This is a genomic window from Pantoea sp. Ep11b (assembly GCF_040783975.1).
In the GTDB taxonomy this organism is placed as follows: domain Bacteria; phylum Pseudomonadota; class Gammaproteobacteria; order Enterobacterales; family Enterobacteriaceae; genus Pantoea.
The window spans coordinates 2,339,223-2,359,531 of record NZ_CP160631.1; the positions used below are offsets into that span (position 1 = coordinate 2,339,223).

Annotated in this window: 17 protein-coding genes; 8 read left to right on the top strand and 9 right to left on the bottom strand. The window is 60.2% G+C overall.

What is annotated here, in order from left to right:
- Nucleotide 1: 1 nt before the first annotated feature.
- A complete protein-coding gene (locus AB1748_RS11095) occupies nt 2-1,183 on the bottom strand; it encodes a glycosyltransferase (protein WP_111140516.1) in 1,182 nt (393 codons plus the stop codon).
- A gap of 618 nt (nt 1,184-1,801) precedes the next feature.
- Between AB1748_RS11095 and hpxO the strand changes: the two genes are divergently transcribed.
- Complete coding sequence (hpxO, locus tag AB1748_RS11100; protein ID WP_111140517.1) at nt 1,802-2,959, top strand: FAD-dependent urate hydroxylase HpxO; 1,158 nt, start codon at nt 1,802-1,804, stop codon at nt 2,957-2,959.
- A gap of 42 nt (nt 2,960-3,001) precedes the next feature.
- Here hpxO and dcp read toward each other — a convergent pair whose 3' ends face one another.
- The 5 genes from dcp to guaD form a co-directional block, all read right to left on the bottom strand.
- Nucleotides 3,002-5,047, bottom strand: a complete 2,046-nt coding sequence (gene dcp, locus AB1748_RS11105; RefSeq protein ID WP_367395494.1) for a peptidyl-dipeptidase Dcp — start codon at nt 5,045-5,047, stop codon at nt 3,002-3,004.
- Nucleotides 5,048-5,108: 61 nt separating this feature from the next.
- Nucleotides 5,109-5,885, bottom strand: coding sequence for a xanthine dehydrogenase accessory protein XdhC (xdhC, locus tag AB1748_RS11110; RefSeq protein WP_293770066.1), 777 nt, complete (start codon nt 5,883-5,885; stop codon nt 5,109-5,111).
- Nucleotides 5,872-8,238: a xanthine dehydrogenase molybdopterin binding subunit gene (xdhB, locus tag AB1748_RS11115; protein WP_367395495.1), complete on the bottom strand. Its 2,367-nt coding sequence runs from the start codon at nt 8,236-8,238 to the stop codon at nt 5,872-5,874. Before xdhB ends, xdhC begins: the two co-directional genes overlap by 14 nt.
- Nucleotides 8,228-9,670 carry a xanthine dehydrogenase small subunit gene (gene xdhA / locus AB1748_RS11120; protein ID WP_367395496.1) on the bottom strand — a complete coding sequence of 481 codons (1,443 nt, stop codon included), beginning with the start codon at nt 9,668-9,670 and terminating at the stop codon, nt 8,228-8,230. The genes xdhB and xdhA overlap by 11 nt, the downstream gene beginning before the upstream one ends.
- Entirely contained in the window at nt 9,667-10,995 is a 1,329-nt protein-coding gene (gene guaD, locus AB1748_RS11125) for a guanine deaminase (protein ID WP_367395497.1), read from the bottom strand. Before guaD ends, xdhA begins: the two co-directional genes overlap by 4 nt.
- Nucleotides 10,996-11,403: 408 nt before the next feature.
- Between guaD and ydfG the strand changes: the two genes are divergently transcribed.
- Nucleotides 11,404-12,150, top strand: coding sequence for a bifunctional NADP-dependent 3-hydroxy acid dehydrogenase/3-hydroxypropionate dehydrogenase YdfG (ydfG, locus tag AB1748_RS11130; protein WP_111140547.1), 747 nt, complete (start codon nt 11,404-11,406; stop codon nt 12,148-12,150).
- A 28-nt stretch (nt 12,151-12,178) separates the two neighbouring features.
- On the opposite strand, the gene AB1748_RS11135 is transcribed toward ydfG, so the two are convergent.
- The gene (locus AB1748_RS11135; protein WP_367396344.1) at nt 12,179-12,505 is read right to left on the bottom strand and encodes a YnfA family protein; all 327 of its coding nucleotides are present in this window, start codon (nt 12,503-12,505) and stop codon (nt 12,179-12,181) included.
- 237 nt (nt 12,506-12,742) lie between these two features.
- Here AB1748_RS11135 and AB1748_RS11140 point away from each other — a divergent pair, with 237 nt between their 5' ends.
- Both AB1748_RS11140 and AB1748_RS11145 read left to right on the top strand, forming a co-directional pair.
- Complete coding sequence (locus tag AB1748_RS11140) at nt 12,743-13,066, top strand: DUF1283 family protein (RefSeq protein WP_111140522.1); 324 nt, start codon at nt 12,743-12,745, stop codon at nt 13,064-13,066.
- Between the two features lie 45 nt (nt 13,067-13,111).
- Entirely contained in the window at nt 13,112-13,408 is a 297-nt protein-coding gene (locus AB1748_RS11145; RefSeq protein ID WP_111140523.1) for a DUF1161 domain-containing protein, read from the top strand.
- Between the two features lie 38 nt (nt 13,409-13,446).
- Here the strand turns inward: AB1748_RS11145 and AB1748_RS11150 are convergent, their stop codons facing one another.
- The gene (locus AB1748_RS11150) at nt 13,447-14,913 is read right to left on the bottom strand and encodes an MDR family MFS transporter (RefSeq protein WP_367395498.1); all 1,467 of its coding nucleotides are present in this window, start codon (nt 14,911-14,913) and stop codon (nt 13,447-13,449) included.
- Between the two features lie 393 nt (nt 14,914-15,306).
- Between AB1748_RS11150 and AB1748_RS11155 the strand changes: the two genes are divergently transcribed.
- Genes AB1748_RS11155 through osmV form a run of 4 tightly spaced genes read left to right on the top strand, consistent with a single transcriptional unit; the run spans nt 15,307 to nt 18,744 of the window.
- Complete coding sequence (locus AB1748_RS11155) at nt 15,307-16,023, top strand: ABC transporter permease (protein WP_111140525.1); 717 nt, start codon at nt 15,307-15,309, stop codon at nt 16,021-16,023.
- A gap of 16 nt (nt 16,024-16,039) precedes the next feature.
- Entirely contained in the window at nt 16,040-16,951 is a 912-nt protein-coding gene (locus AB1748_RS11160) for a glycine betaine ABC transporter substrate-binding protein (RefSeq protein ID WP_367395499.1), read from the top strand.
- A gap of 9 nt (nt 16,952-16,960) precedes the next feature.
- A complete protein-coding gene (gene osmW / locus AB1748_RS11165) occupies nt 16,961-17,608 on the top strand; it encodes an osmoprotectant ABC transporter permease OsmW (RefSeq protein WP_010244802.1) in 648 nt (215 codons plus the stop codon).
- Nucleotides 17,608-18,744, top strand: a complete 1,137-nt coding sequence (gene osmV / locus AB1748_RS11170) for an osmoprotectant ABC transporter ATP-binding protein OsmV (protein WP_367395500.1) — start codon at nt 17,608-17,610, stop codon at nt 18,742-18,744. Before osmW ends, osmV begins: the two co-directional genes overlap by 1 nt.
- 138 nt (nt 18,745-18,882) lie before the next feature.
- Here the strand turns inward: osmV and AB1748_RS11175 are convergent, their stop codons facing one another.
- A complete protein-coding gene (locus AB1748_RS11175; RefSeq protein ID WP_111140529.1) occupies nt 18,883-20,259 on the bottom strand; it encodes a nucleobase:cation symporter-2 family protein in 1,377 nt (458 codons plus the stop codon).
- Between the last annotated feature and the right edge of the window lie 50 nt (nt 20,260-20,309).

Here is a 20,309-nt window from a genome sequence, read left to right on the forward strand (position 1 = left end):
ACTAAATTGAGACAACAGGAGGGTGTTGAGTGGCATTCATCACGCCACGGCTGTAGATTTCGTTGAGTCGGGCAATGTAACGCTGGGTGTCATGCTGCTCCCGGATACGCTGAATGGCCGCCTCGCCCTTCTCCTGCAATATTTCAGGACGCTCAATAATGGCCAGCAGCGTCGACTTGAGGCCCTCCACCAGCGAGCGGCGCAGTGCGGCTTTCTCATCCGGCGAGGTAATGCTGTATTCGCGGTCAGCGTTCAGTGGACTGGTCAGCACCCAGCCCGCGCTGGCGGGATTGATCTCCGGCAGCGCCCGCACGTTACTGGTGATCACCGGGCAGCCGTTGGCCTGCATCTCCAGTACCGAGAAGCCATAAGTCTCCTGCCAGGTCGGCAGGAGTCCGGCATCACTCTGGCGGAACAGCTGCATCAGTGCGCCATTCTCCATCCGGGCGTGGTGGGTAAAGCAACGATAGCGTTTAATCCGGTTCTCAATGCCGCGACAGAACGCCTCATCATCCTGGAACTGGCGATGCGCCACGTTGTGGCGCTTGGACAGCTCGCCAATCAGCTGCACATCCAGCTGCGACTCTTCCATGCGGCGCTCTTCAAGCAGTTCACTGATGGCCAGCACCACTTCCGCGCCGCCTTTACGGTAGAACTCATTACCGGCGAACGTCAGCCTGAGTATGCCGGGCTGGCGTGGTGCCTTCTGCTGCACAAACAGCTTTTGTGGCGGATGCAGCACCAGGGTTTTCCGGCGGATCTGCTGCGCAATATCAGGTCTGAACAGCTTCATCTGAATATTCAGCGTGGCATCGGAGATCGCAATCAGCCCCAGACAGTTATCTTTCAACAGGTGCGGGATCAGGCGCTGCAACTCCGGGTTATCCTGCTTGGCGACGCCCGCCACCGGTAACACGCGCGGCAGCTCGGTTTCAAAGCTTGCCACCCACTTCTGGCGGGTAATCGCGACTTCATTAAACAGATGCAGGATGTCCACCCGCGAAGCCCCGGAAAACGGCACCGGCTGGAAAACAAAGATTTTATTTTTTTTAAGCAATCGGGTGCGTAACGGATTAATAAAATAGAACAGATTGCTTTTCTTCAGATTGATATATTCATTATCCGGATTAACTAAAATATTGCGCTGCTCGGGATACTGGTTATTTGTGATTCCAATTTTCATGATTGCCTTCCGGAGTCCTTGTCATTGGCGTGATCTATATCATGCCACGCCAGAATCCGCGTCCAGGCAATATCCTAAAAGCCTGTTGTGGCGCGGTTTGTACGATTTTCCTTATGCTTTAATCTGGCAACAAAATCATCACAGTTGTTTCTGATTGTGAATAAACAAACGCTATTTATGGCACTATCCGGTTGGTTTACCAGCCTTTCCGGGAGAATAAACACCTGGCCTGACCGCGATTAACCGGGCCGATTGTTAATTAATTGTTTAATTATTTTTCGGGCTATTTAGCGCTTCCTGCCCGCCTTATCGTTAATTATTTCTTAACTGACTTCAGGACACCGCCAGAAACGCACCTGCCCGGCGGATGAGATGGGCTGATCGCGCCCCGCGCCAGATCGGGCGATGAAACGATCGATACAGCATCGCCGGGTCTGCACCCTGATGAAACGTCACGCTGCAACATGGTAGTGCAACGGCATCGCCAGTCGCGGCGGAATCGCTGGCCTGCTCGGGCCTTAATGCCTTGATTTTACTGCCGCCGCTGCTCTTTTCTGCGGCGCACGCCTGCCTGGTACAAAAGTTGCAGGATGTAAGGCAAGCAGACAGGAGAGCATTATGAAAGCAATCGTGATTGGTGGCGGGATCGGCGGCATGAGCAGCGCCATCGCGCTGGAAAAAGCCGGATTTGAGGTCGACGTCTTTGAAGCCGTCAGGGAGATGAAGCCGGTTGGCGCGGCAATTTCGATCTGGCCCAACGGCGTGAAATGCCTGAACGCGCTGGGCATGAAAGCTGCGCTGCGTAAGCTGGGCGGGAATATGGCTTATATGGCCTATCACGACGGCACCAGCGGAGCCGCCCTGACCCGCTTCAGCATGGCGCCGCTGGTGCAGCAGGTCGGCGAATATCCCTGCCCGGTTGCGCGGGCCGAACTGCAGGCGATGCTGATCGACACCTTCGGCCGCGAACGGGTGCAGTTTGGCAAGCGGGTGATCCAGGTCAGGCAGACCGAACAGGGGGTTATCGCCACCTTCTCGGACAACAGCCAGGCCCACGGTGATTTTCTGATTGCCGCAGACGGTACCCACTCGGTGATCCGCGACTATGTGCTGGAGCAGAAGCTGGAGCGGCGCTATGCCGGTTACGTTAACTGGAACGGCCTCGTTACCATCGATGAAGGGATCGCGCCCGCCGACCAGTGGACCACCTTTGTCGGCGATGGCAAGCGGGTGTCACTGATGCCGATCAGCGGCAATCGCTTCTACTTCTTCTTTGATGTGCCGCTGCCAAAAGGGTTGCCACAGGATCGATCCACGGTAAAAGCGGATTTAACCGGCTACTTCCGGGGCTGGGCGGCGCCGGTGCAGCGGCTGATTGCGGCCATCAATCCTGAAACCACCAACCGGGTAGAGATCCACGATATCGAGCCGTTCAGCCGGTTCGTTAAGGGTCGCATCGCCCTGCTGGGCGACGCCGCCCACAGTACCACGCCCGATATTGGTCAGGGCGGCTGCGCGGCGATGGAGGATGCGGTGGTGCTGGCCTCTGCTCTGGCGTCCCATTCGCTGGGCATTGAGGATGCGCTGCTGCGCTATCAGACCCGGCGGGTTGAGCGGGTCAGAGATCTGGTGCTGAAAGCGCGTAAACGCTGCGACGTGACCCATGCGCGCGACCCGGCCGTCACGGCGGCGTGGTATGACTCCCTGAAAAACGAAACCGGCGAGCGCGTGCTGGCCGGTATGTGCGAAACCATCGAAGGCGGCCCGCTGGGCTAGCGGTAAAGCGCGGGCCGTCTGCATGACGGCCCGCTGCCGGTGTCAGTCGTCCGTGAGACCGCGATTTTTCAGCATCGGCGCCAGCTCTGGCGCTGCGCCCCGCCAGCTCTCATAGAGCGTTTTCAGATCGCTGCTGTTGCCCCGGGACAGAATCTTCTGCCGGAAAAGATCGCCGTTTTCCCGCGTCAGTCCGCCCCGCTCTGAAAACCACTGATAGCCATCGTCGGCAAGCATCTGCGTCCAGATATAGGCGTAGTAGCCCGCCGCATAGCCGCCGCCCCAGATGTGCTGGAAATAGCTGGAGCGATAGCGCGGCGGCACCGCCGTCAGCGCCAGATTATCGCTCTCCAGCGCCTGCTGCTCAAAATCGCCGACGCTGTGCGGCGCGGCGTCGGCCTTCAGACTGTGCCAGTGCAGATCGAGCAGCGCAGCCGCCAGCAGTTCGCACATCTCATAGCCTTTGTTGAACTGTGCGGCCTGCACCATCTTCTCATATAGCGCGGCAGGCATCGGCTCCTGCGTCTGATAGTGGCGGGCGTAGTGCCGGAACACCTCCGGCTCGCTGGCCCAGTGCTCGTTGATCTGCGATGGAAACTCAACAAAGTCGCGCGGGGTTTCCGTGCCGGAGAGGCTTGGATAGCGCTGGCTGGCGAACAACCCGTGCAGCGTATGACCAAACTCATGGAACAGGGTAATGACGTCGTCCCAGCTCAGCAGCGCAGGCTCACCGGCTGGCGGCCGGGTGTAGTTGCAGACGTTGTAGATCACCGGCCGGCTCTCCAGCAGCGTTGACTGGTTAACGAAGTTACTCATCCAGGCTCCGCCGCCTTTGCTGTCGCGCTTAAAGAAGTCGGTATAGAAGAGCGCCAGCGGGGTGTCATCCGCGTCGAAAATCTCATAGACCTGAACGTCGGGATGGTAAACCGGCAGATCCTGACGCTGCGCAAACCGGATGCCGTAGAGCTGCGTGGCCGCCCGGAAGACGCCGTTATGCAGCACCGAGTTGAGTTCGAAGTAGGGTTTGATCTGACTCTCATCCAGGTCGTAGCGGGCGCGCCGCACCTGTTCGGCATAGAAGCGCCAGTCCCAGGCTTCCAGGGTAAAACCGCCCTGCTGCTCGTCGATGATCTGCTGAATCGCCGCCGCTTCCCGTCCGGCGCGGGCGCGGGCGGCAGGCACGATGTTGCGCATAAAGGCCAGCGCCGCATCGGGCGTTTTCGCCATCTGATCCTGCAGCTTCCACGCCGCGTAGCTGGCAAAGCCCAGCAGCCTGGCCTGCTCCGCCCTGACCTGCGCCAGCCGCAGAATAAGCTCGCGGGTGTCGTTTTCATCCCCTTTTTCGGTACGCGTGACGCCAGCCGTAAAGAGCGCCTCACGGGTGGCGCGGTCGGTGAGGCTCTGCAGCGCCGGTTGCTGTGTGGTGTTCTGCAGCACCAGCAGCCAGCGATCCTCCAGGCCGCGCGCCCGCGCTTCCGCCTGAGCCACCGCGAGATCGGCGGCGGACAGTCCCGCCAGCTGCTGCCGATCGCTGACCACCAGCCCGCCCGCTTTGGTGGCCGCCAGCAGCCGGTTGGTAAAGCGGGTGCTGAGGCGCGCCGCCTCCTGATTCAGCGCCTTAAGCTGCTGTTTCTGCGCCTCCGGCAGGTTGGCGCCCGCCAGCTGGAAGCGCTGCCAGATCACCTCGACCAGCCGTTTCGATTCGCTATCCAGCGTTGCGCGATCCAGATAGACCGCATCAAGTCGTGAGAACAGCGGCCGGTTAAGCATGATCTCATCGTTCAGCGCGGTGAGCTGCGGCGCAATCTCCTCATCGACCTGCTGCAGATAAGGGCTGGTATGTGCAGACGTCATGGCGCTGAAGACCAGGTTAACCCGGTTCAGCAGCTGTCCGCTCTTCTCCAGCGCCTCGAAGGTGTTGAGAAAGGTGGGCGCCTCGCTGTTCCCGGCGATTGCGGCGATTTCCTGACGCTTCGCCTCAATACCTGCCTGCAGTGCGGGCAGGAAATCCTGCTCCTCGATCTGATCAAAAGGAGGCGCCTGGTAAGGCAGTGTGCTGACGCTAAAGAAGGGATTCTGACGGGCGTTCATGGTTCGCTCCTGATGGGCATCGCAAAGGCTTATCCTGACAGGTTGCCGCCAGCGCGACAACTCAGCCGATCGTCTGCTGATAAACGCTGATGATCTCACCGGCAATCGCCACCGCAATCTCGGCGGGCAGCTTGCCTTTCACATCCGGCAGGCCAATCGGACAGCGCAGGCGGGCCAGCGTGTCGCTCTCCACTCCCTTGCCCGCCAGCCGGTAGCGGAAACGCTGATTCTTGGTTGCTGAGCCGATCACCCCGGCATAGCGAAAATCACCGCGCCGGAGCACCGCCTCGCACAGGGCAAAGTCGAGCGGATGATGGTGCGTCATGATGATGAAGTAGCTGCCTGCCGGGGCCTGCGCCACGCAGTCGAGCGGATCCTCCGGCTGATGTGTCACGACGCCGGGCGGCACATGGCAGAACTGCGCCGCGCGACTGTCGACCCAGTTTATGTGACAGGGTAACGTTGACAGCAGATTCACCAGCGCCTGACCGACATGTCCGGCCCCGAACAGCCAGATCTCCGGCTGCGCCTGCAGCAGCGGCTCAAACAGCAGCGTAGTCCTGCCGCCGCAGCACTGGCCGAGCCGCGCGCCCAGGCTGAAGGCTTCCGTGTGCGGGGCGCGGGTACCGCTCTCCAGCATCGCCCTGGCCTGGGCGATGCACTGAAACTCCAGATGCCCGCCGCCGATAGTCAGCCACGTCTCCTGCTGTGAAACAATCATCTTGCTGCCGCTGTCACGCGGCACCGACCCCTGTTCACTGAGCACGGTGATCAGGACGCAGCTCTGACGCTTCTCCCGCAGCTGGTGCAGCACGCCGATCCAGTCATGGTAGATCATCAGTGGCTCCTGTCAGGCGCTGCACGCCCCGGAAGATCCGTTCGGGCGTGGCGGGCGCATCCAGCAGCGGGTGCTGCCGGTAGTCCGCGACGCTGGCTACCGCATCCTGCAGGGCGCACCAGGCCGCGATACCCAGCATAAAGGGCGGCTCCCCGACGGCCTTGGAGTGAAACACCGTCTCCTTTGGATTTTTGCGATTCTCTACCAGCGTGACCCGCAGATCGGCCGGCACATCGCTGATGGCCGGAATTTTGTAGCTCGCCGGACCATCGGTCAGCAGCTGCCCTTTATCATTCCACACCAGCTCTTCGCAGGTGAGCCAGCCCAGCCCCTGCACAAAGCCCCCTTCCACCTGACCGATATCGATGGCCGGGTTTAAGGAGGCGCCGACATCATGCAGGATGTCGGCACGCAGCAGGCGGGATTCGCCGGTCAGCGTATCGATGATCACTTCGCAGCAGGCCGCCCCGAAGGCGTAGTAGTAGAAAGGTTTGCCCCGTCCCGCCAGCCGGTCGTAGTGAATACCCGGCACGCGATAGTAGCCGGTGGCCGAAAGCGGCACCTGATTCAGCCACGCCAGCTTTGCCACCTCAGCAAAGGTGTAATGTTTCTCCCCGGCGCGCACCACGCCGTTGCGGAAACTCACCTCGGCGGCGTCGCACTGATGCTGTTCGCAGAGCATCGCGGTCAGCCGGTCACGCAGAATCTCCGCCGCATTCTGCGCCGCTTTGCCATTGAGGTCTGCACCGCTGGAGGCGGCCGTCGGGGAGGTATTCGGCACTTTTCCGGTGTCGGTGGCGGTGATCTGGATTTTATCGGTCTCGATCTGCAGCACCTCGGCGACAATCTGCGTCACCTTGGTGTTGAGCCCCTGGCCCATCTCGGTTCCGCCGTGGTTAAGCTGCACCGTACCGTCGGTGTAGATCAGGATCAGCGCGCCTGCCTGGTTAAGAAAGCTGGAGGTAAAGGAGATACCAAACTTCACCGGGGTCAGCGCCAGTCCGCGTTTCAGCAGCGGGCTGCGGGCGTTAAAAGCCGTAATCTCTGCGCGGCGGGCCTGGTAGTCGCTGCTGCGTTCAAGCTGCTCCGTGATCTCATCCAGCAGGTTATCTTCGACCTGCTGATGGTAATGGGTAATGTTACGATCCTCCTTGCCGTAGTAGTTACGTTTGCGCAGCGTCAGCGGGTCCAGACCCCGTTCGCGGGCGATGTGATCCATGATCTGTTCAATCGCCACCATACCCTGCGGTCCGCCAAATCCCCGGTAGGCGGTGTTGGAGGCCGTATTGGTGCGGCAGCGATAGCCGGTAATCCGTGCATCTCCGAGGTAATAGGCGTTATCGGCGTGGAACATGGCACGATCGACAATGGATCCGCTCAGATCCAGCGAATAACCGCAGTTTCCGGCCAGATCGATACGGATGCCGCAGAGCCGTCCATCCTCCTCGACGCCCGCCTCATAGCGCACGAAGAAAGGATGGCGTTTGCCGGTCACGCGCATATCGTCGCGGCGTGAGAGCCGCATCTTCGCCGCCCGCCCGGTCTGGCGCGCCACGATGGCGCAGAGACAGGCGACGCCCGCCGCCTGCGTCTCTTTGCCGCCGAAACCGCCGCCCATGCGACGCATATCGATGGTGACCTGATTCAGGCTGATGCCCATCACCTCCGCCACCAGCTTCTGCACTTCGGTGGGGTTCTGGGTCGAGGAGAAAACCTGCAGCTGCTGATCTTCGCCCGGGATCACCATCGCGGTCTGGGTTTCCAGATAGAAGTGCTCCTGGCCGCCGATATGAAACGATCCGCTGACCCGATGCGGCGCACGCGCCAGCGCCGCCTCCACGTCGCCGCGCTGATGAACATGCGGCTCCTGAACAAAACTGCCCTGCGCCAGCGCCTGCTCCACGTCCAGCAGCGGTTCCAGCACCTCATACTCAATCACCGCTGCGGCCGCGCCCTGGCGGGCGGCGTCAGGTGTCTCTGCCGCCACCGCGATCACAATCTGGCCCAGATACTCCACTTTCTCGTGCGCCAGCAGCGGATCGCCCGGTTCCAGCGGACCGACATCGTTGATGCCCGGCACATCCTGCCAGGTCAGGACGCTGACGACGCCCGGCACGGCGTAGCAGGGTTGCACATCAATGTGCAGGATCCGGGCGTGGGCGTGTTCGCTCAGGCGCGGACAGAGGTGCAGCAGTCCGGGCAGCTCCGGCTTGTCGTCAATGAAGCGCGCCTCACCCGAAACGTGCTTTTCCGCACTCTCATGGCGATTACTGCGACCCACGCCGCTCTGCAGGTCGGCGGCGTACTGCGCCTTAATCACCTCTTCGGTCAGTTCAGGACGGTTATGAGACATAGCGTGAGACCTCGATACAGGTTATGTCGCCGTTATGGCGATGCCAGTAGCGGCGAAGCAGGTTCTGCGCCACCTTGAGGCGGTAGTCGCTGCTGGCACGAAAATCGGAAAGCGGCTGGAAATCCTCGGCCAGCGCGGCCGCTGCGTGTGACACTGTCACCGCATTCAGCGGCTGCCCGAGCAGTCTCTGTTCGCAGTGGTACGCGCGCCCGGGTGTCGCGGCCATGCCGCCAAAGGCGATACGGACGGCGCTGACGACACCCTGATCAAACTGAAGATTAAAAGCCCCAAACACCGCAGAGATGTCGTCATCCAGCCGTTTAGAGACTTTCCAGGCCACAAAATCAGGTGACACCGTCACCTTATCGATACGAATGGCGCGAATAAACTCCCCTTTTTTCAGCTGCGTCTGCCGGTAGCCGGTAAAGAACTGGTCGAGCGGCAGACTGCGCTGCTGTTCGCCACCCTGCAGCACCAGGCTGGCATTCAGGGCCAGCAGCACCGGCGAGGCGTCGCCGATGGGCGAAGCATTGGCAATGTTACCGCCCAGGGTACCCTGCAGACGGATCTGCAGCGAGGCGAAGCGTTGCAGCATCTCACTGACGCCGGGAATGCGGCTGGCAAGAAAATCGCTGACCTGCTGCAGCGACGCGCCCGCCCCCAGCAGATAGTGGTCGTCGAATTCGCTGCAGACTTTAAGCGCAGCGACCTGCTCCAGGGCAATCAGCACACCGATCTTTTTATGCTGCTGGGTGATCTGCAGGCTGAGGTCGGTGCCTCCGGCAATCAGCTGCGCGTCGGGGTGCGCCTGACAGAGCGCGGCCAGCTGAGCGGGGGTTTTCGGCAGGAAGCAGCGGCGACCTTCACCGGCCAGCTCCTGCACCTCCGGACTGGCCAGCGCCTCCAGCCGCTGTACGGTGGTGGCAGCCTGCTGCTCAAACAGATCGGACACCGGCTGCGAACAGAGCTGTTCGGCGGCCGCCATAATGGGCCGGTAGCCAGTGCAGCGGCAGAGGTTTCCGGCCAGCGCCGTTTCCGCCTGGTGGCGATCCCAGCCTCCCGCCCTTTTTTGCAGGCTGAACAGCGACATCACAAAGCCTGGCGTACAGAATCCGCACTGCGACCCGTGGCACTCCACCATCGCCTGCTGCGCCGGATGCAGGGCGCGTCCATGACGCAGATCCTCTACCGTGATCAGCTGCCTGCCCTGTAAGGCGGAGACCAGCGTCAGGCAGCTGTTGACGGTTTCATACTGCATCTTTCCCTCCACGACTTTGCCTAGGGTGACGCTACAGGCGCCGCAGTCCCCCGAGGCACAGCCCTCTTTGGTTCCGGTGCGCTGCTGCCGGGTGCGCAGATAAGTGAGCACCGTGAGATTAGGATCGAGCGTCTCTTCGGTGACGAGCTGATTATTTAACAGAAACTGGATCATGCGGCTTGCTCCTGTGATTCGCGCTGCCAGACCGGACGACCCGCGACCCAGGTCTGGGCAATGTTGCGGTCGTCGCCCAGCGTCATCAGCACGAACAGTTTTTCCCAGATATCTTTGCTGTTGCCGATACGCAGCTGCTGCAATGCAGAGACAGCCGGATCGAGCACCACGAAATCGGCCTCTTTACCCACGTTGAAATTGCCGATGGCCTGATCGAGATCCAGCGCATGGGCGCCACCCAGCGTGGCGTGGTAGAAGGCTTCGGCGGCGCTGAGCCGGTAGTGCTGTAGCTGCCCGACCTTGTAGGCTTCGCCCAGCGTCTGCAGCATGTTAAAGGTGGTGCCTGCGCCGACATCGGTCCCGATCCCCACGCTGACGCCCTGCTGCCAGCTGCGTTTCAGGTTGAACAGCCCGCTGCCGAGAAACAGGTTGGAGGTGGGACAAAATGCAATGGCGGATTCGGTGTCGTGCAGACACTGCCACTCCCGATCGTCCAGATGCAGACAGTGCGCAAAGACGCTGCGACGGCCCGTCAGCTGATGATGATGGTAGACATCCAGATAATTCTCCCGCTCCGGGAACAGTGCTTTCACCCAGGCCACCTCCTGCGGATTCTCACTGAGATGGGTGTGCACCCAGGTATCCGGGAACTCCTGACGCAGCTGCTGAACTTTTTCCAGCAACGCCGGGGACGAGGTCGGTGCAAAGCGCGGCGTCAGCGCATAGCTCAGTCGCCCGCGCTGATGCCAGCGCGCAATCAGCGCCCGCGTCTGCTGGTAGCTCTGCTCCGGCGTTTCGGTCAGGTTGTCGGGCGCATTGCGGTCCATCATGACCTTACCGGCAATCAGCCGCATGTTCAGGGCTTCGGCCGCGCTGAACAGGGCCTCCACCGACTGCGGATGGACGGTGCCAAACACCAGCGCACTGGTGGTGCCGTTGGAGAGCAGCTGATGCAGAAAGAAGGCGGACATCCGCGCCGCGTGATCGGGGCAGTGATACTGCGCTTCTACCGGGAAAGTGTAGTGATTGAGCCACTCCAGCAACTGTTCACCGAATGCGCCAATCATCTCGGTCTGCGGATAGTGAATATGGGTGTCGACAAAACCCGGCACAATCAGCCTGCCGCGCAGGTCGGTAACGGGCTGGTCTGCCAGCCGCGCCGCGCTGTTCTCCCAGCTCTCCAGCCCCACCACGCGGCCTTCACGCAGCAGCAACACCCCATCCTCCAGATAGCGGGCCCGTTTGAGGAGATCGTCGGGATGAGTCACTGTGCCCGTGAAATCGAAGAAGCTGGCGCGTATCGCCGTATCAGTTGCTGATAACATGGTCCGTCCTTTCTGAATGCGCGCTGATGCGCGATGGTGCATCAGCAGAGGTATCTTCATTACGCCTTGCAACCTGCGTGCCAATTTCGAAATGAAATAAAATCCTTAACAATCAGCAAAATAAGAGTGAAACGCATCGTTGCGCAACAAAACAGCCCGGAGTGGGTTAGCAACCGTTTGCGGAACCGATGCAAACGGTTGCAGTCCGTTTTCAACCGGACAGGATGATTTGAGTATGGCCGCTCAGCCCGGAATCTGCCCTTTCAGGGTGCAGGCTGCCCTGAAAAGGCGCATCCGGCTGAGCGGTAAAATGCGTTTACAGGCCAGGCTGTTTTTCCACGCGCAGAAGCCGGAATGAAATGCTATGGTGAAGCCATCGACTCTGAAAATGGCATAAGGAACAGTGAGATGATAATTTTTGTCACCGGTGCGACCGCCGGTTTTGGTCAAAGCATCACCCGCCGCTTTATCGAAAATGGTCATAAGGTGATTGCCACCGGACGCCGCGCCGAACGTCTGAAAGCGCTGAAAGAGGAGCTGGGCGACAACCTCTATACGGTGCAGCTTGATGTGCGCAACCGTGCCGCGATCGAAGAGGCAGTGAGCCAGCTTCCGGCCGAATGGCGTCATATCGACGTGCTGGTCAACAATGCCGGGCTGGCGCTGGGCATTGAGCCTGCGCACAAAGCTAACGTTGAAGACTGGGAAAACATGATTGACACCAACACCAAAGGGCTGGTCTATATGACCCGCGCCCTGCTGCCGCAGATGGTGGAGCGCAATGTGGGTCATATCATCAATATCGGTTCGATTGCCGGTAGCTGGCCCTATGCCGGTGGCAACGTTTATGGTGCCACTAAAGCCTTCGTGCGTCAGTTCAGCCTGAATCTGCGTACCGACCTGCACGGTACCGCGCTGCGCGTGACCGACATTGAACCGGGTCTGGTCGGCGGCACCGAGTTTTCTAACGTGCGTTTCAAAGGCGACGACGATAAAGCGGGTCAGGTCTATGAAGGTGCGACCGCCCTGACGCCAGAGGATGTGACGGAGGCGGTCTGGTGGGTCGCGACGCTGCCAAAGCATGTCAACATCAACAGCCTGGAGATGATGCCGGTCAGTCAGACCCTGGCGGGCCTGAAAGTCCACAAGCCGTAAGTTACCGCCACGCCAGCTGCGGCTGGCGTTATCCCCGCCCCCAGCCCAGCACGATGATCAGCATCCCGCTGAACGCAATCAGTGCCCCGCTCCAGTCCCACGCGCTTAACTTCACGCCATCCACGATCCGCAACCAGAGCAGCGCCGTCAGGACATAAACGCCACCGTAGGCCGCGTAGACCCGGCCACTGGCCGCCGGATGCAGGGTCAGCAGCCAGACAAACAGCGCCAGGCTGGCCGCCGCAGGCAGTAACAGCCAGACAGAGCCCCCTTTTTTCAGCCACAGCCACGGCAGAAAACAGCCGGTAATCTCCGCCAGCGCGGTAATAAAAAACAGCAAGGCGGTCTTGATCAGCACCGGTTCCTCTCCCGAACGTAAACAAATGACTCACCGCTGGTGAGCAAAGAAACGGCGATGATATACTAAAAGCCTCTGCCATCGGGCTGAATTGTTGTAGAGCGACCAGGCAGGCGTGTGCGCTGTCCGGGTTCAGCATCACCGCTGAAACAGCCTGATGGGCCAGGCTCCAGGCATGTCCGCTGCTATCGCCGTCGCAGAGAGTATGGTTTGCGTTAACTAAAGGATAAAGTAATGAAAAAAATGATCCCTGCCGTGCTGATGGTACTGCTTTCCACCGCGGCCCTGACTGCGACAGCCAACACCAATCGTCTGATCATTGAAGATGGCAGCTCTGCGCTGAGCAATGAAGCAGCGCGTCAGGACAGAGAGCAATGGAATGACACGCGGATGCTCCGCAACAAGGTAAACAGCCGCGTCGAAAAAGAGTTCGACAAAACTGACCGGGCGTTTGATACCCGTGACAAGTGCGAGCAGAGCCTCAATCTTAACGCCTACTGGGAACCCAACACCCTGCGCTGTCTGGACCGCCGTTCAGGCCGCCCGGTTACCCCCTGAAATTGCGCTATAGTAATGACGGACGACTAACATAAGGAAGACGTGATGAAGCTACAGAGAGTGTTGTTCACTGCGGCGTTGTTTGCCCTGCCGCTGATGGCGCAGGCATCCTGTGAGTCAGTAAAAGCGGATATCAGCCAGAAAATCATTCAGAATGGCGTACCCGAATCGGGCTTCAGTCTCGACATCGTCGCCAACGATCAGGTTGATCAGGCAGGCGGTCAGGTCGTCGGGCATTGTGACAATGACACACAAAAGATCGTTTATAAACGCTCTGGCAGCGACAGCGACGCCAGCGTGCCCGCCAGTGCCGGCAGTTCGCAGGACGCGCCAGCACAGTAGTCCGTTTCAGATCAGGGCGGCCCTCGCCGCCCTGCCTGCTAGTCCGCCTGTTCCGGCCGCTGACGCGGCATCATCCACGCCACCCCTATTGCCAGCAGCGCCGTCACCAGCGCCACCACAAAGACCCAGTGCAGGGACGCGGCAATCGCCGCCACCATCTGCTGCAGCGTCTCGGGCGGCAACGCCTGACGGCTCTGACCGGACATAATCTGCTGCACCGGATCCTGAATCTCTGGCAGACGCCACTGCAGATTCAGATTCAGCACCGCCCCCATAATGGCTGTCCCCACCGCTGAGCCGATCATCCGGCTGAACATGATGGACGCGGTACAGATGCCGCGAATCTGATAGTCCGCCTGATTCTGCACCGACACCAGGAAGGTGGTGCTGGTCATGCCCATGCCGGTGCCGATCAGGAAGGCCGTAAAGCCCGCCTGAAACAAGGAGCTTGCAGGCTGCAGAAACAGCAGCAGTGCGCTGCCGGTCACCAGCAGCAGTACGCCGAGCTGGGCGGTGAAGCGGTAGGAGGTGTGCAGCATCAGCCTGCCGCTGAGCGTACTGGCCAGCGGCCAGCCAATTGACATCATCGCCAGCACGCTGCCCGCCTGCAGCGGTGAACCGCCGCGGATGCCCTGAATCCAGGTGGGCAGAAAAGCGCTGATCCCCATCATGGCCGCCCCGATAATCAGGTTGCCCGCGTTCCCTGCCACAATCAGCCGGCTGCGCCAGATCACCAGCGGAAACAGCGGCGCTGCAGCGCGCTGCTCATGCCGTCTGAGCTGCCAGCCCGCCAGCAGCGACACGAGCAGAAACGGCACCAGCCAGAGACCCAGCTGCTCCGCCTGCAGCAGCGCGGTCAGCAAGGCGGTCACGCAGAGCATCAGCCAGCCGCTGCCCGCCACGTTCAGCGGCTGCGTCTCCTCCTCCTGCGGATGCGACGGCAGCCAGCGCGCCATCATCAGCATACTGACCACGCCTATCGGCAGATTGACCCAGAAGATCACCGGCCAGCTGAAGTGCTGCACCAGCCAGGCTCCGGTCAGCGGCCCCACGATCGCGGCCACGCCCCAGACGCTGGACAGCCAGCCCTGAACGCTGGCGCGTTCGCGCGGCGAGTAGATGTCGGCCACGATGGTAGAGCTGAGGGGCATAATGGCCCCCGCGCCGAGGCCCTGAAACGCCCGGAACAGGATGAGCCAGAACATGCTGTGTGCAAAACCGCACAGCACTGAGCCCAGCAGGAAAATTGTGGTGCCGATAAAAAACATCGTTTTGCGACCGACCCTGTCCGCCAGTCGCCCGTAGAGCGGCACGCTGACCGCCTGGGTCAGCAGATAGATAGAGAAGACCCAGCCAAACTGCGAAAACCCGCCGAGGTCGGCGATGATGGTAGGCATGGCGGTGGCGACGATAGTGACTTCGATAGCCGCCATAAACATCGCCAGCATGCAGGCGATTAAGATCCAGTGGCGGTGTCCGGTCTGAAGTTGTGCGCTGTCAGTCATAGAGTTCCTTTTTTTAACAGCAAGACTAGCCGAAAAGCGGCCCGATGAGTTTCCCGCCAGTGCGCATTTCCCGCTCCATCTGTGACGGTGTCACCGAATGTCGATGAAATTTTTTTATTGTCACATCAGCCCAGACGCTACAGGGCTTTAACACCATTTTAACCTGTTTCTCTCTTCCTGTTTTAAGGCTGAAAAGCTGGCCTCTCGGATAAAGGGCTGCTATAGCAATAGAGCTTCTTATTTCAGCATCGGCTGAAAAAGCGTGGATAAACAGTCATTTCATCCACATTTTATCGCAGTTTCGGTTTTGGGCGCGGTGGCCGGTTTTGCCGCTTCTGTCGGACTGTTTGTGGCAGTTATAACAATTGAGATCGTTATCAGGGAGAATCTCCTATGCAAAATGCTTCACTGGCGAAACGCGCCGGTCTGGCTCTGCTTGCAGTTGTGGCGGTCATCGCCTTACTGATCCGGGGCCTCGGCTGGGATCTGCTGGTGGCCCGCAAAGTCGATCTGCTCTATCTGGGGCAACAACACCTCTTTTTAGTGTTCTGGTCCATGCTGTTTGCCCTGCTGGTCGGTATCCCCAGCGGCATCCTGCTCAGCCGCCCTTTTGCCCGTCGCTGGGCTGAAAGCGTCATGCAGATTTTTAATGTGGGTAATACCCTGCCACCGCTGGCGGTGCTGGCCCTGGCGATGGTCATCATCGGCATCGGCGACCGTCCGGCGCTGATCGCGCTGTTCCTGGCCTCGCTGCTGCCCATCGTCCGCAACACCTTCTCTGGCCTGAGTGCGGTGCCGCCGTCACTGCTTGAAGCCGCCAACGGCATCGGCATGACCCGCTGGCAGCGGCTGCGTCAGGTCGAACTGCCGAATGCCCTGCCGGTGATCCTCTCCGGCGTGCGCATCGCCACCGCCATCAACGTCGGCACCGCACCGCTGGCCTTCCTGATTGGCGCCAGCAGTTTTGGCGAGCTGATCTTCCCTGGCATCTACCTCAACGACTTCCCGACGCTGATCCTGGGCGCTGTCGCGACCGCTCTGGTGGCGCTGGTTCTGGATATGATGCTGGCCGCGCTGGGGCGCTTTCTGAGTCCGCACGCCGCGGCCTGACCATAAGGAATTTTAAATGCTAACGCGCTGGATCAAGAAAAGCGTTGTCGCGCTGACGGCAACGCTGCTGATAAGCCAGACGGCACAGGCCGCAACACCGCTGGTGATGGCCACCAAAAGTTTCACCGAGCAGCATATCCTCTCCGCCATGACCGTGCTCTGGCTGCAGAAGAAAGGCTTTGAGGTGGTGCCAAAACGTAATATCGCCACCACCATCGGCCGCAATGCGATGCTGAACAAACAGATCGATATGGTCTGGGAATATACCGGCACCTCACTGATTATCTTCAACCACATCAGCCAGCCGATGTCTTCAGAGCAGGCGTATGAAACGGTGAAGAAGCTGGATGGAAAACAGGGGCTGATCTGGCTGAACCCGGCACCGATGAACAACACCTACGCCTTCGCCATGACCCGCCAGGAGGCGGAAAAACAGGGGATCAGCACCATGTCCCAGCTGGTGGCGAAAATTGAGCAGATCCGCAAAACCGACCCGGATAACAACTGGCGGCTGGGCCTCGACCTGGAGTTCGCCGGACGCTCCGACGGCCTGAAGCCGCTGCAGAAAACCTACGGCCTGGCGCTGGATCGGCCGCAGATCCGCCAGATGGACCCCGGTCTGGTCTACAACGCCATCCGAGACGGCTTCGTGAATGCGGGGCTGATCTACACCACCGACGGCCGGGTTAAGGGCTTCGACCTGAAAGTGCTGGAGGATGATAAGCACTTCTTCCCCAGCTACAACGTGACGCCGGTGGTGCGCCAGGATGTGCTGGCGAGCCACCCGGGGCTGGACAGCGCGCTGAATCAGCTCTCTGCGCAGATCACCGATGAGGCGATTACAGAGCTGAACAAGCGGGTCGATATCGATCACCAGTCACCGGAGAAAGTGGCGCGTGATTTCCTTCAATCCAAAAACATGCTGTAAGGAGGCACTGTGGATACCCTTCACTACATCATGGATAACTGGAGCACCCTGCTGACCCTGAGCTGGCAGCACAGCTGGCTGGTGCTGGTGGCGGTGGGCCTTGCGATCGTAATTGGCGTGCCGCTGGGCATTCTGATCGTGCGCGTCAGATGGCTGGCGACCCCGATTCTGGGGATCGCCACCGTGGTACTGACCATTCCGACTATTGCGCTGTTTGGCCTGATGATCCCGCTGTTTTCGCTGATCGGTCAGGGTATCGGGGCGCTGCCCGCGATTACGGCGGTGTTCCTCTACTCGCTGCTGCCTATCGTGCGTAATACCCACACCGCGCTGGAGAACCTGCCGGATGGCCTGCGTGAAGCGGGTCGCGGCATCGGCATGACCTTCTGGCAGCGTCTGCGCTGGGTAGAGATCCCGATGGCGCTGCCGGTGATTTTCGGCGGCATCCGGACCGCCGTGGTGATGAACGTTGGCGTGATGGCAATCGCCGCGGTAATTGGCGCAGGCGGTCTGGGACAGCTGCTGCTGGATGGGATCAGCGGCAGTGATATTCGTATGCTGATTGCCGGGGCACTGATGATTTGTCTGCTGGCTATTTTTCTTGACTGGCTGCTGCATCGTCTGCAGCAGGCGCTGACTCCAAAGGGGATTCGATAATGATAACGCTGGAAAACCTGACGAAAACCTTTACCCAGAAAAACGGCACCACCAATAAAGCCGTCGATAACGTCAGCCTGCATGTGCCAGCCGGTGAGATGTGCGTACTGCTCGGCCCGTCGGGCTGCGGTAAAACCACCACGCTGAAGATGATTAACCGGCTGATCCCCGCCACCAGTGGACGCATCCTGATTAATGGAGAAGATACCAGCACCCAGGACACTACCACCCTGCGCCGCAATATCGGCTATGTGATCCAGCAGATTGGTCTGTTTCCCAACATGACCATCGAGGAGAACATTACCGTGGTGCCGCGGATGCTCGGCTGGAACAAAAAGCAGTGTCACGAGCGGGCCACCGAGCTGATGAGCATGGTCGCACTGGACCCCAAAAAGTTTCTTCATCGCTATCCGCGTGAGATGTCAGGCGGTCAGCAGCAGCGTATCGGCGTGATTCGTGCGCTGGCGGCGGATCCACCGGTGCTGCTGATGGATGAGCCCTTTGGTGCGGTTGACCCGATTAACCGCGAAGTGATCCAGAATGAGTTTCTGGAGATGCAGCGTCAGCTGAAGAAGACCGTGATGCTGGTGAGCCACGATATCGACGAGGCGCTGAAGCTGGGCGACCGCATCGCGGTATTTGGTCAGGGTAAAATCGTGCAGTGCGCCAGCCCGGATGAGCTGCTGGCGACCCCGGCCAATGAGTTTGTCGGCTCCTTTGTTGGCCAGGACCGCACGCTGAAGCGTCTGCTACTGGTGCAGGCGGGCGACGTGACCGAGCAGCAGCCGACTATCACCGTGCGCCGCGCCACGCCGCTGGAGGAAGCCTTTAGCACCATGGATGAGAACGATATGCGCTCGATTACCGTGGTCGATGAGGATGGCAAACCGCTGGGCTTTGTGAAGCGCCGCGAGGCACGAAACGTCAGCGGCCGCTGCGAAGAGAAGCTGCACACCTTCAAAGTTACGGGTAAAGCGGAGGAGAACCTGCGCGTCGTGCTCTCCAAACTTTATGAGCACAACACCGTCTGGATGCCGATCGTCGATGAAGAGGGGCGCTACAGTGGGGAGATTTCGCAGGATTACATCGCGGATTACCTTAGCTCAGGTCGTACCCGTCGTCGTCTGAATCCGTAATTCACGCCTGTCCATCACCTGACGGGGGCCAGGCTGGCCTCTGTTGGGTGACGCCATCCCTGGCCCGCTATGCTTTGCTAACAATAATGGCGCCCTTCGCGTGAAATTCTGCATTGCCTGTCTGGATCGTCAGGCAGTTTAGCTCTCCGTCAGCCTCTCCGCCTCAGCGGCCTCTGCCATCTGCCCTTCGTCCGGCAGGACCAGGTTCAGCCCGATCGCCAGGAGGCCGCCGGTCGTCACCGCATGGCCGAACAGGCTGTTAATCAGCGGCGGGAACTGCTTCAGTACCTCCGGCACCGCTTCTACCCCCAGGCCGATACCAAAGGCGATGGCCACAATCAGCATCTCGCGGCGGCCCAGCGGCCGCTGCGTCATCACCCGGATACCGGCGGCCACCACGCTGCCAAACATCACGATGGTTGCACCGCCCAGCACCGGCGGCGGGATCTGCTGCAGCAGCGAGCCGATAAAGGGAAAAAGCCCCAGCAGCGCCAGCATAATCCCCAGCAGCATACCCACGTAACGACTGGCGACACCGGTCATCTGGATAACGCCGTTGTTCTGAGCAAAAGTGGTGTTGGGAAAAGCGGAGAACACCGCCGCCAGCACGCAACTCAGGCCGTCGGCGACGATGCCGCCCTGCAGCCGCTGCTGAAACGGCTTGCCAGTAATCGGCTGTTGCGAGATCAGGCAGTTGGCGGTGAGATCGCCCACGGCCTCGATCACCGCAATGACGGCGACCAGGGCGATGGGCAGGAAAATCGTCCAGTCGAAGGCAAACCCAAACCGGAACAGGGCCGGCAGCACGATCCCGTGCTCCGGCGTTATCATCTTCAGTGGCAGGTGCCCGGTTAAGGCCGCCGCCACGCACCCTGCCGCGATACCGGCCACCACCGCCACCAGCCGCGCCCAGCGGTTACGCGCACGGTTCAGCGCCACGATCACCAGCAGCGTCAGCGCCCCCAGCGCCAGGTTGCCGGGCGATCCAAAATCGGCGGCGTTGTGGCCGCCCGCCCAGTCGGTGATGCTGACCTTGATCAGGCTGATGCCAATCAGGGTGATTACCGTGCCGGTCACGACCGGCGTCAGCACGTTGCGCAGCGAACCGACGCAGCGGCTGATCAGAATCGGGATCAGCGCCGCCACCAGGTTACAGCCAAACAGCATCGCCATAATCTCTTCCGGTGAACCGCCACGGCCTTTCACCATCAGTCCGCCGGACAGAATCACCCCCAGAAAGGCGAAGCTGGTGCCCTGCAGACAGATCATCCCGGCGCCGATGCCCCCGATACGCCGGGACTGTAAAAAAGTGCCCAGACCAGAGACAAACAGCGACATGCTGATCAAATAGGGTGTATAGGCCTGTAGCCCCAGCACTGAGCCGATGATCAGGGGCGGCGTAATAATCCCGACCACGCTGGCCAGCAGATGTTGCAGCGCGGCGATGAATGCCGGGACGGGGCCAATGCGGGCATCCAGCCCGTATAACAAACCTTGCTCGTGCGAGTGCGACATAATGATGCTCCACCTCTGGATGATAAGTGGAGGTAATGCATTTTCTGCGC

Excerpts from the sequence above, each read along its gene's own strand:
- AB1748_RS11095 (WP_111140516.1), bottom strand. The coding sequence starts at position 1,183 with ATGAAAATTGGAATCACAAATAACCAGTATCCCGAGCAGCGCAATATT.
- hpxO (WP_111140517.1), top strand. The coding sequence starts at position 1,802 with ATGAAAGCAATCGTGATTGGTGGCGGGATCGGCGGCATGAGCAGCGCC.
- dcp (WP_367395494.1), bottom strand. The coding sequence starts at position 5,047 with ATGAACGCCCGTCAGAATCCCTTCTTTAGCGTCAGCACACTGCCTTAC.
- xdhC (WP_293770066.1), bottom strand. The coding sequence starts at position 5,885 with ATGATCTACCATGACTGGATCGGCGTGCTGCACCAGCTGCGGGAGAAG.
- xdhB (WP_367395495.1), bottom strand. The coding sequence starts at position 8,238 with ATGTCTCATAACCGTCCTGAACTGACCGAAGAGGTGATTAAGGCGCAG.
- xdhA (WP_367395496.1), bottom strand. The coding sequence starts at position 9,670 with ATGATCCAGTTTCTGTTAAATAATCAGCTCGTCACCGAAGAGACGCTC.
- guaD (WP_367395497.1), bottom strand. The coding sequence starts at position 10,995 with ATGTTATCAGCAACTGATACGGCGATACGCGCCAGCTTCTTCGATTTC.
- ydfG (WP_111140547.1), top strand. The coding sequence starts at position 11,404 with ATGATAATTTTTGTCACCGGTGCGACCGCCGGTTTTGGTCAAAGCATC.
- AB1748_RS11140 (WP_111140522.1), top strand. The coding sequence starts at position 12,743 with ATGAAAAAAATGATCCCTGCCGTGCTGATGGTACTGCTTTCCACCGCG.
- AB1748_RS11145 (WP_111140523.1), top strand. The coding sequence starts at position 13,112 with ATGAAGCTACAGAGAGTGTTGTTCACTGCGGCGTTGTTTGCCCTGCCG.
- AB1748_RS11150 (WP_367395498.1), bottom strand. The coding sequence starts at position 14,913 with ATGACTGACAGCGCACAACTTCAGACCGGACACCGCCACTGGATCTTA.
- AB1748_RS11155 (WP_111140525.1), top strand. The coding sequence starts at position 15,307 with ATGCAAAATGCTTCACTGGCGAAACGCGCCGGTCTGGCTCTGCTTGCA.
- AB1748_RS11160 (WP_367395499.1), top strand. The coding sequence starts at position 16,040 with ATGCTAACGCGCTGGATCAAGAAAAGCGTTGTCGCGCTGACGGCAACG.
- osmV (WP_367395500.1), top strand. The coding sequence starts at position 17,608 with ATGATAACGCTGGAAAACCTGACGAAAACCTTTACCCAGAAAAACGGC.
- AB1748_RS11175 (WP_111140529.1), bottom strand. The coding sequence starts at position 20,259 with ATGTCGCACTCGCACGAGCAAGGTTTGTTATACGGGCTGGATGCCCGC.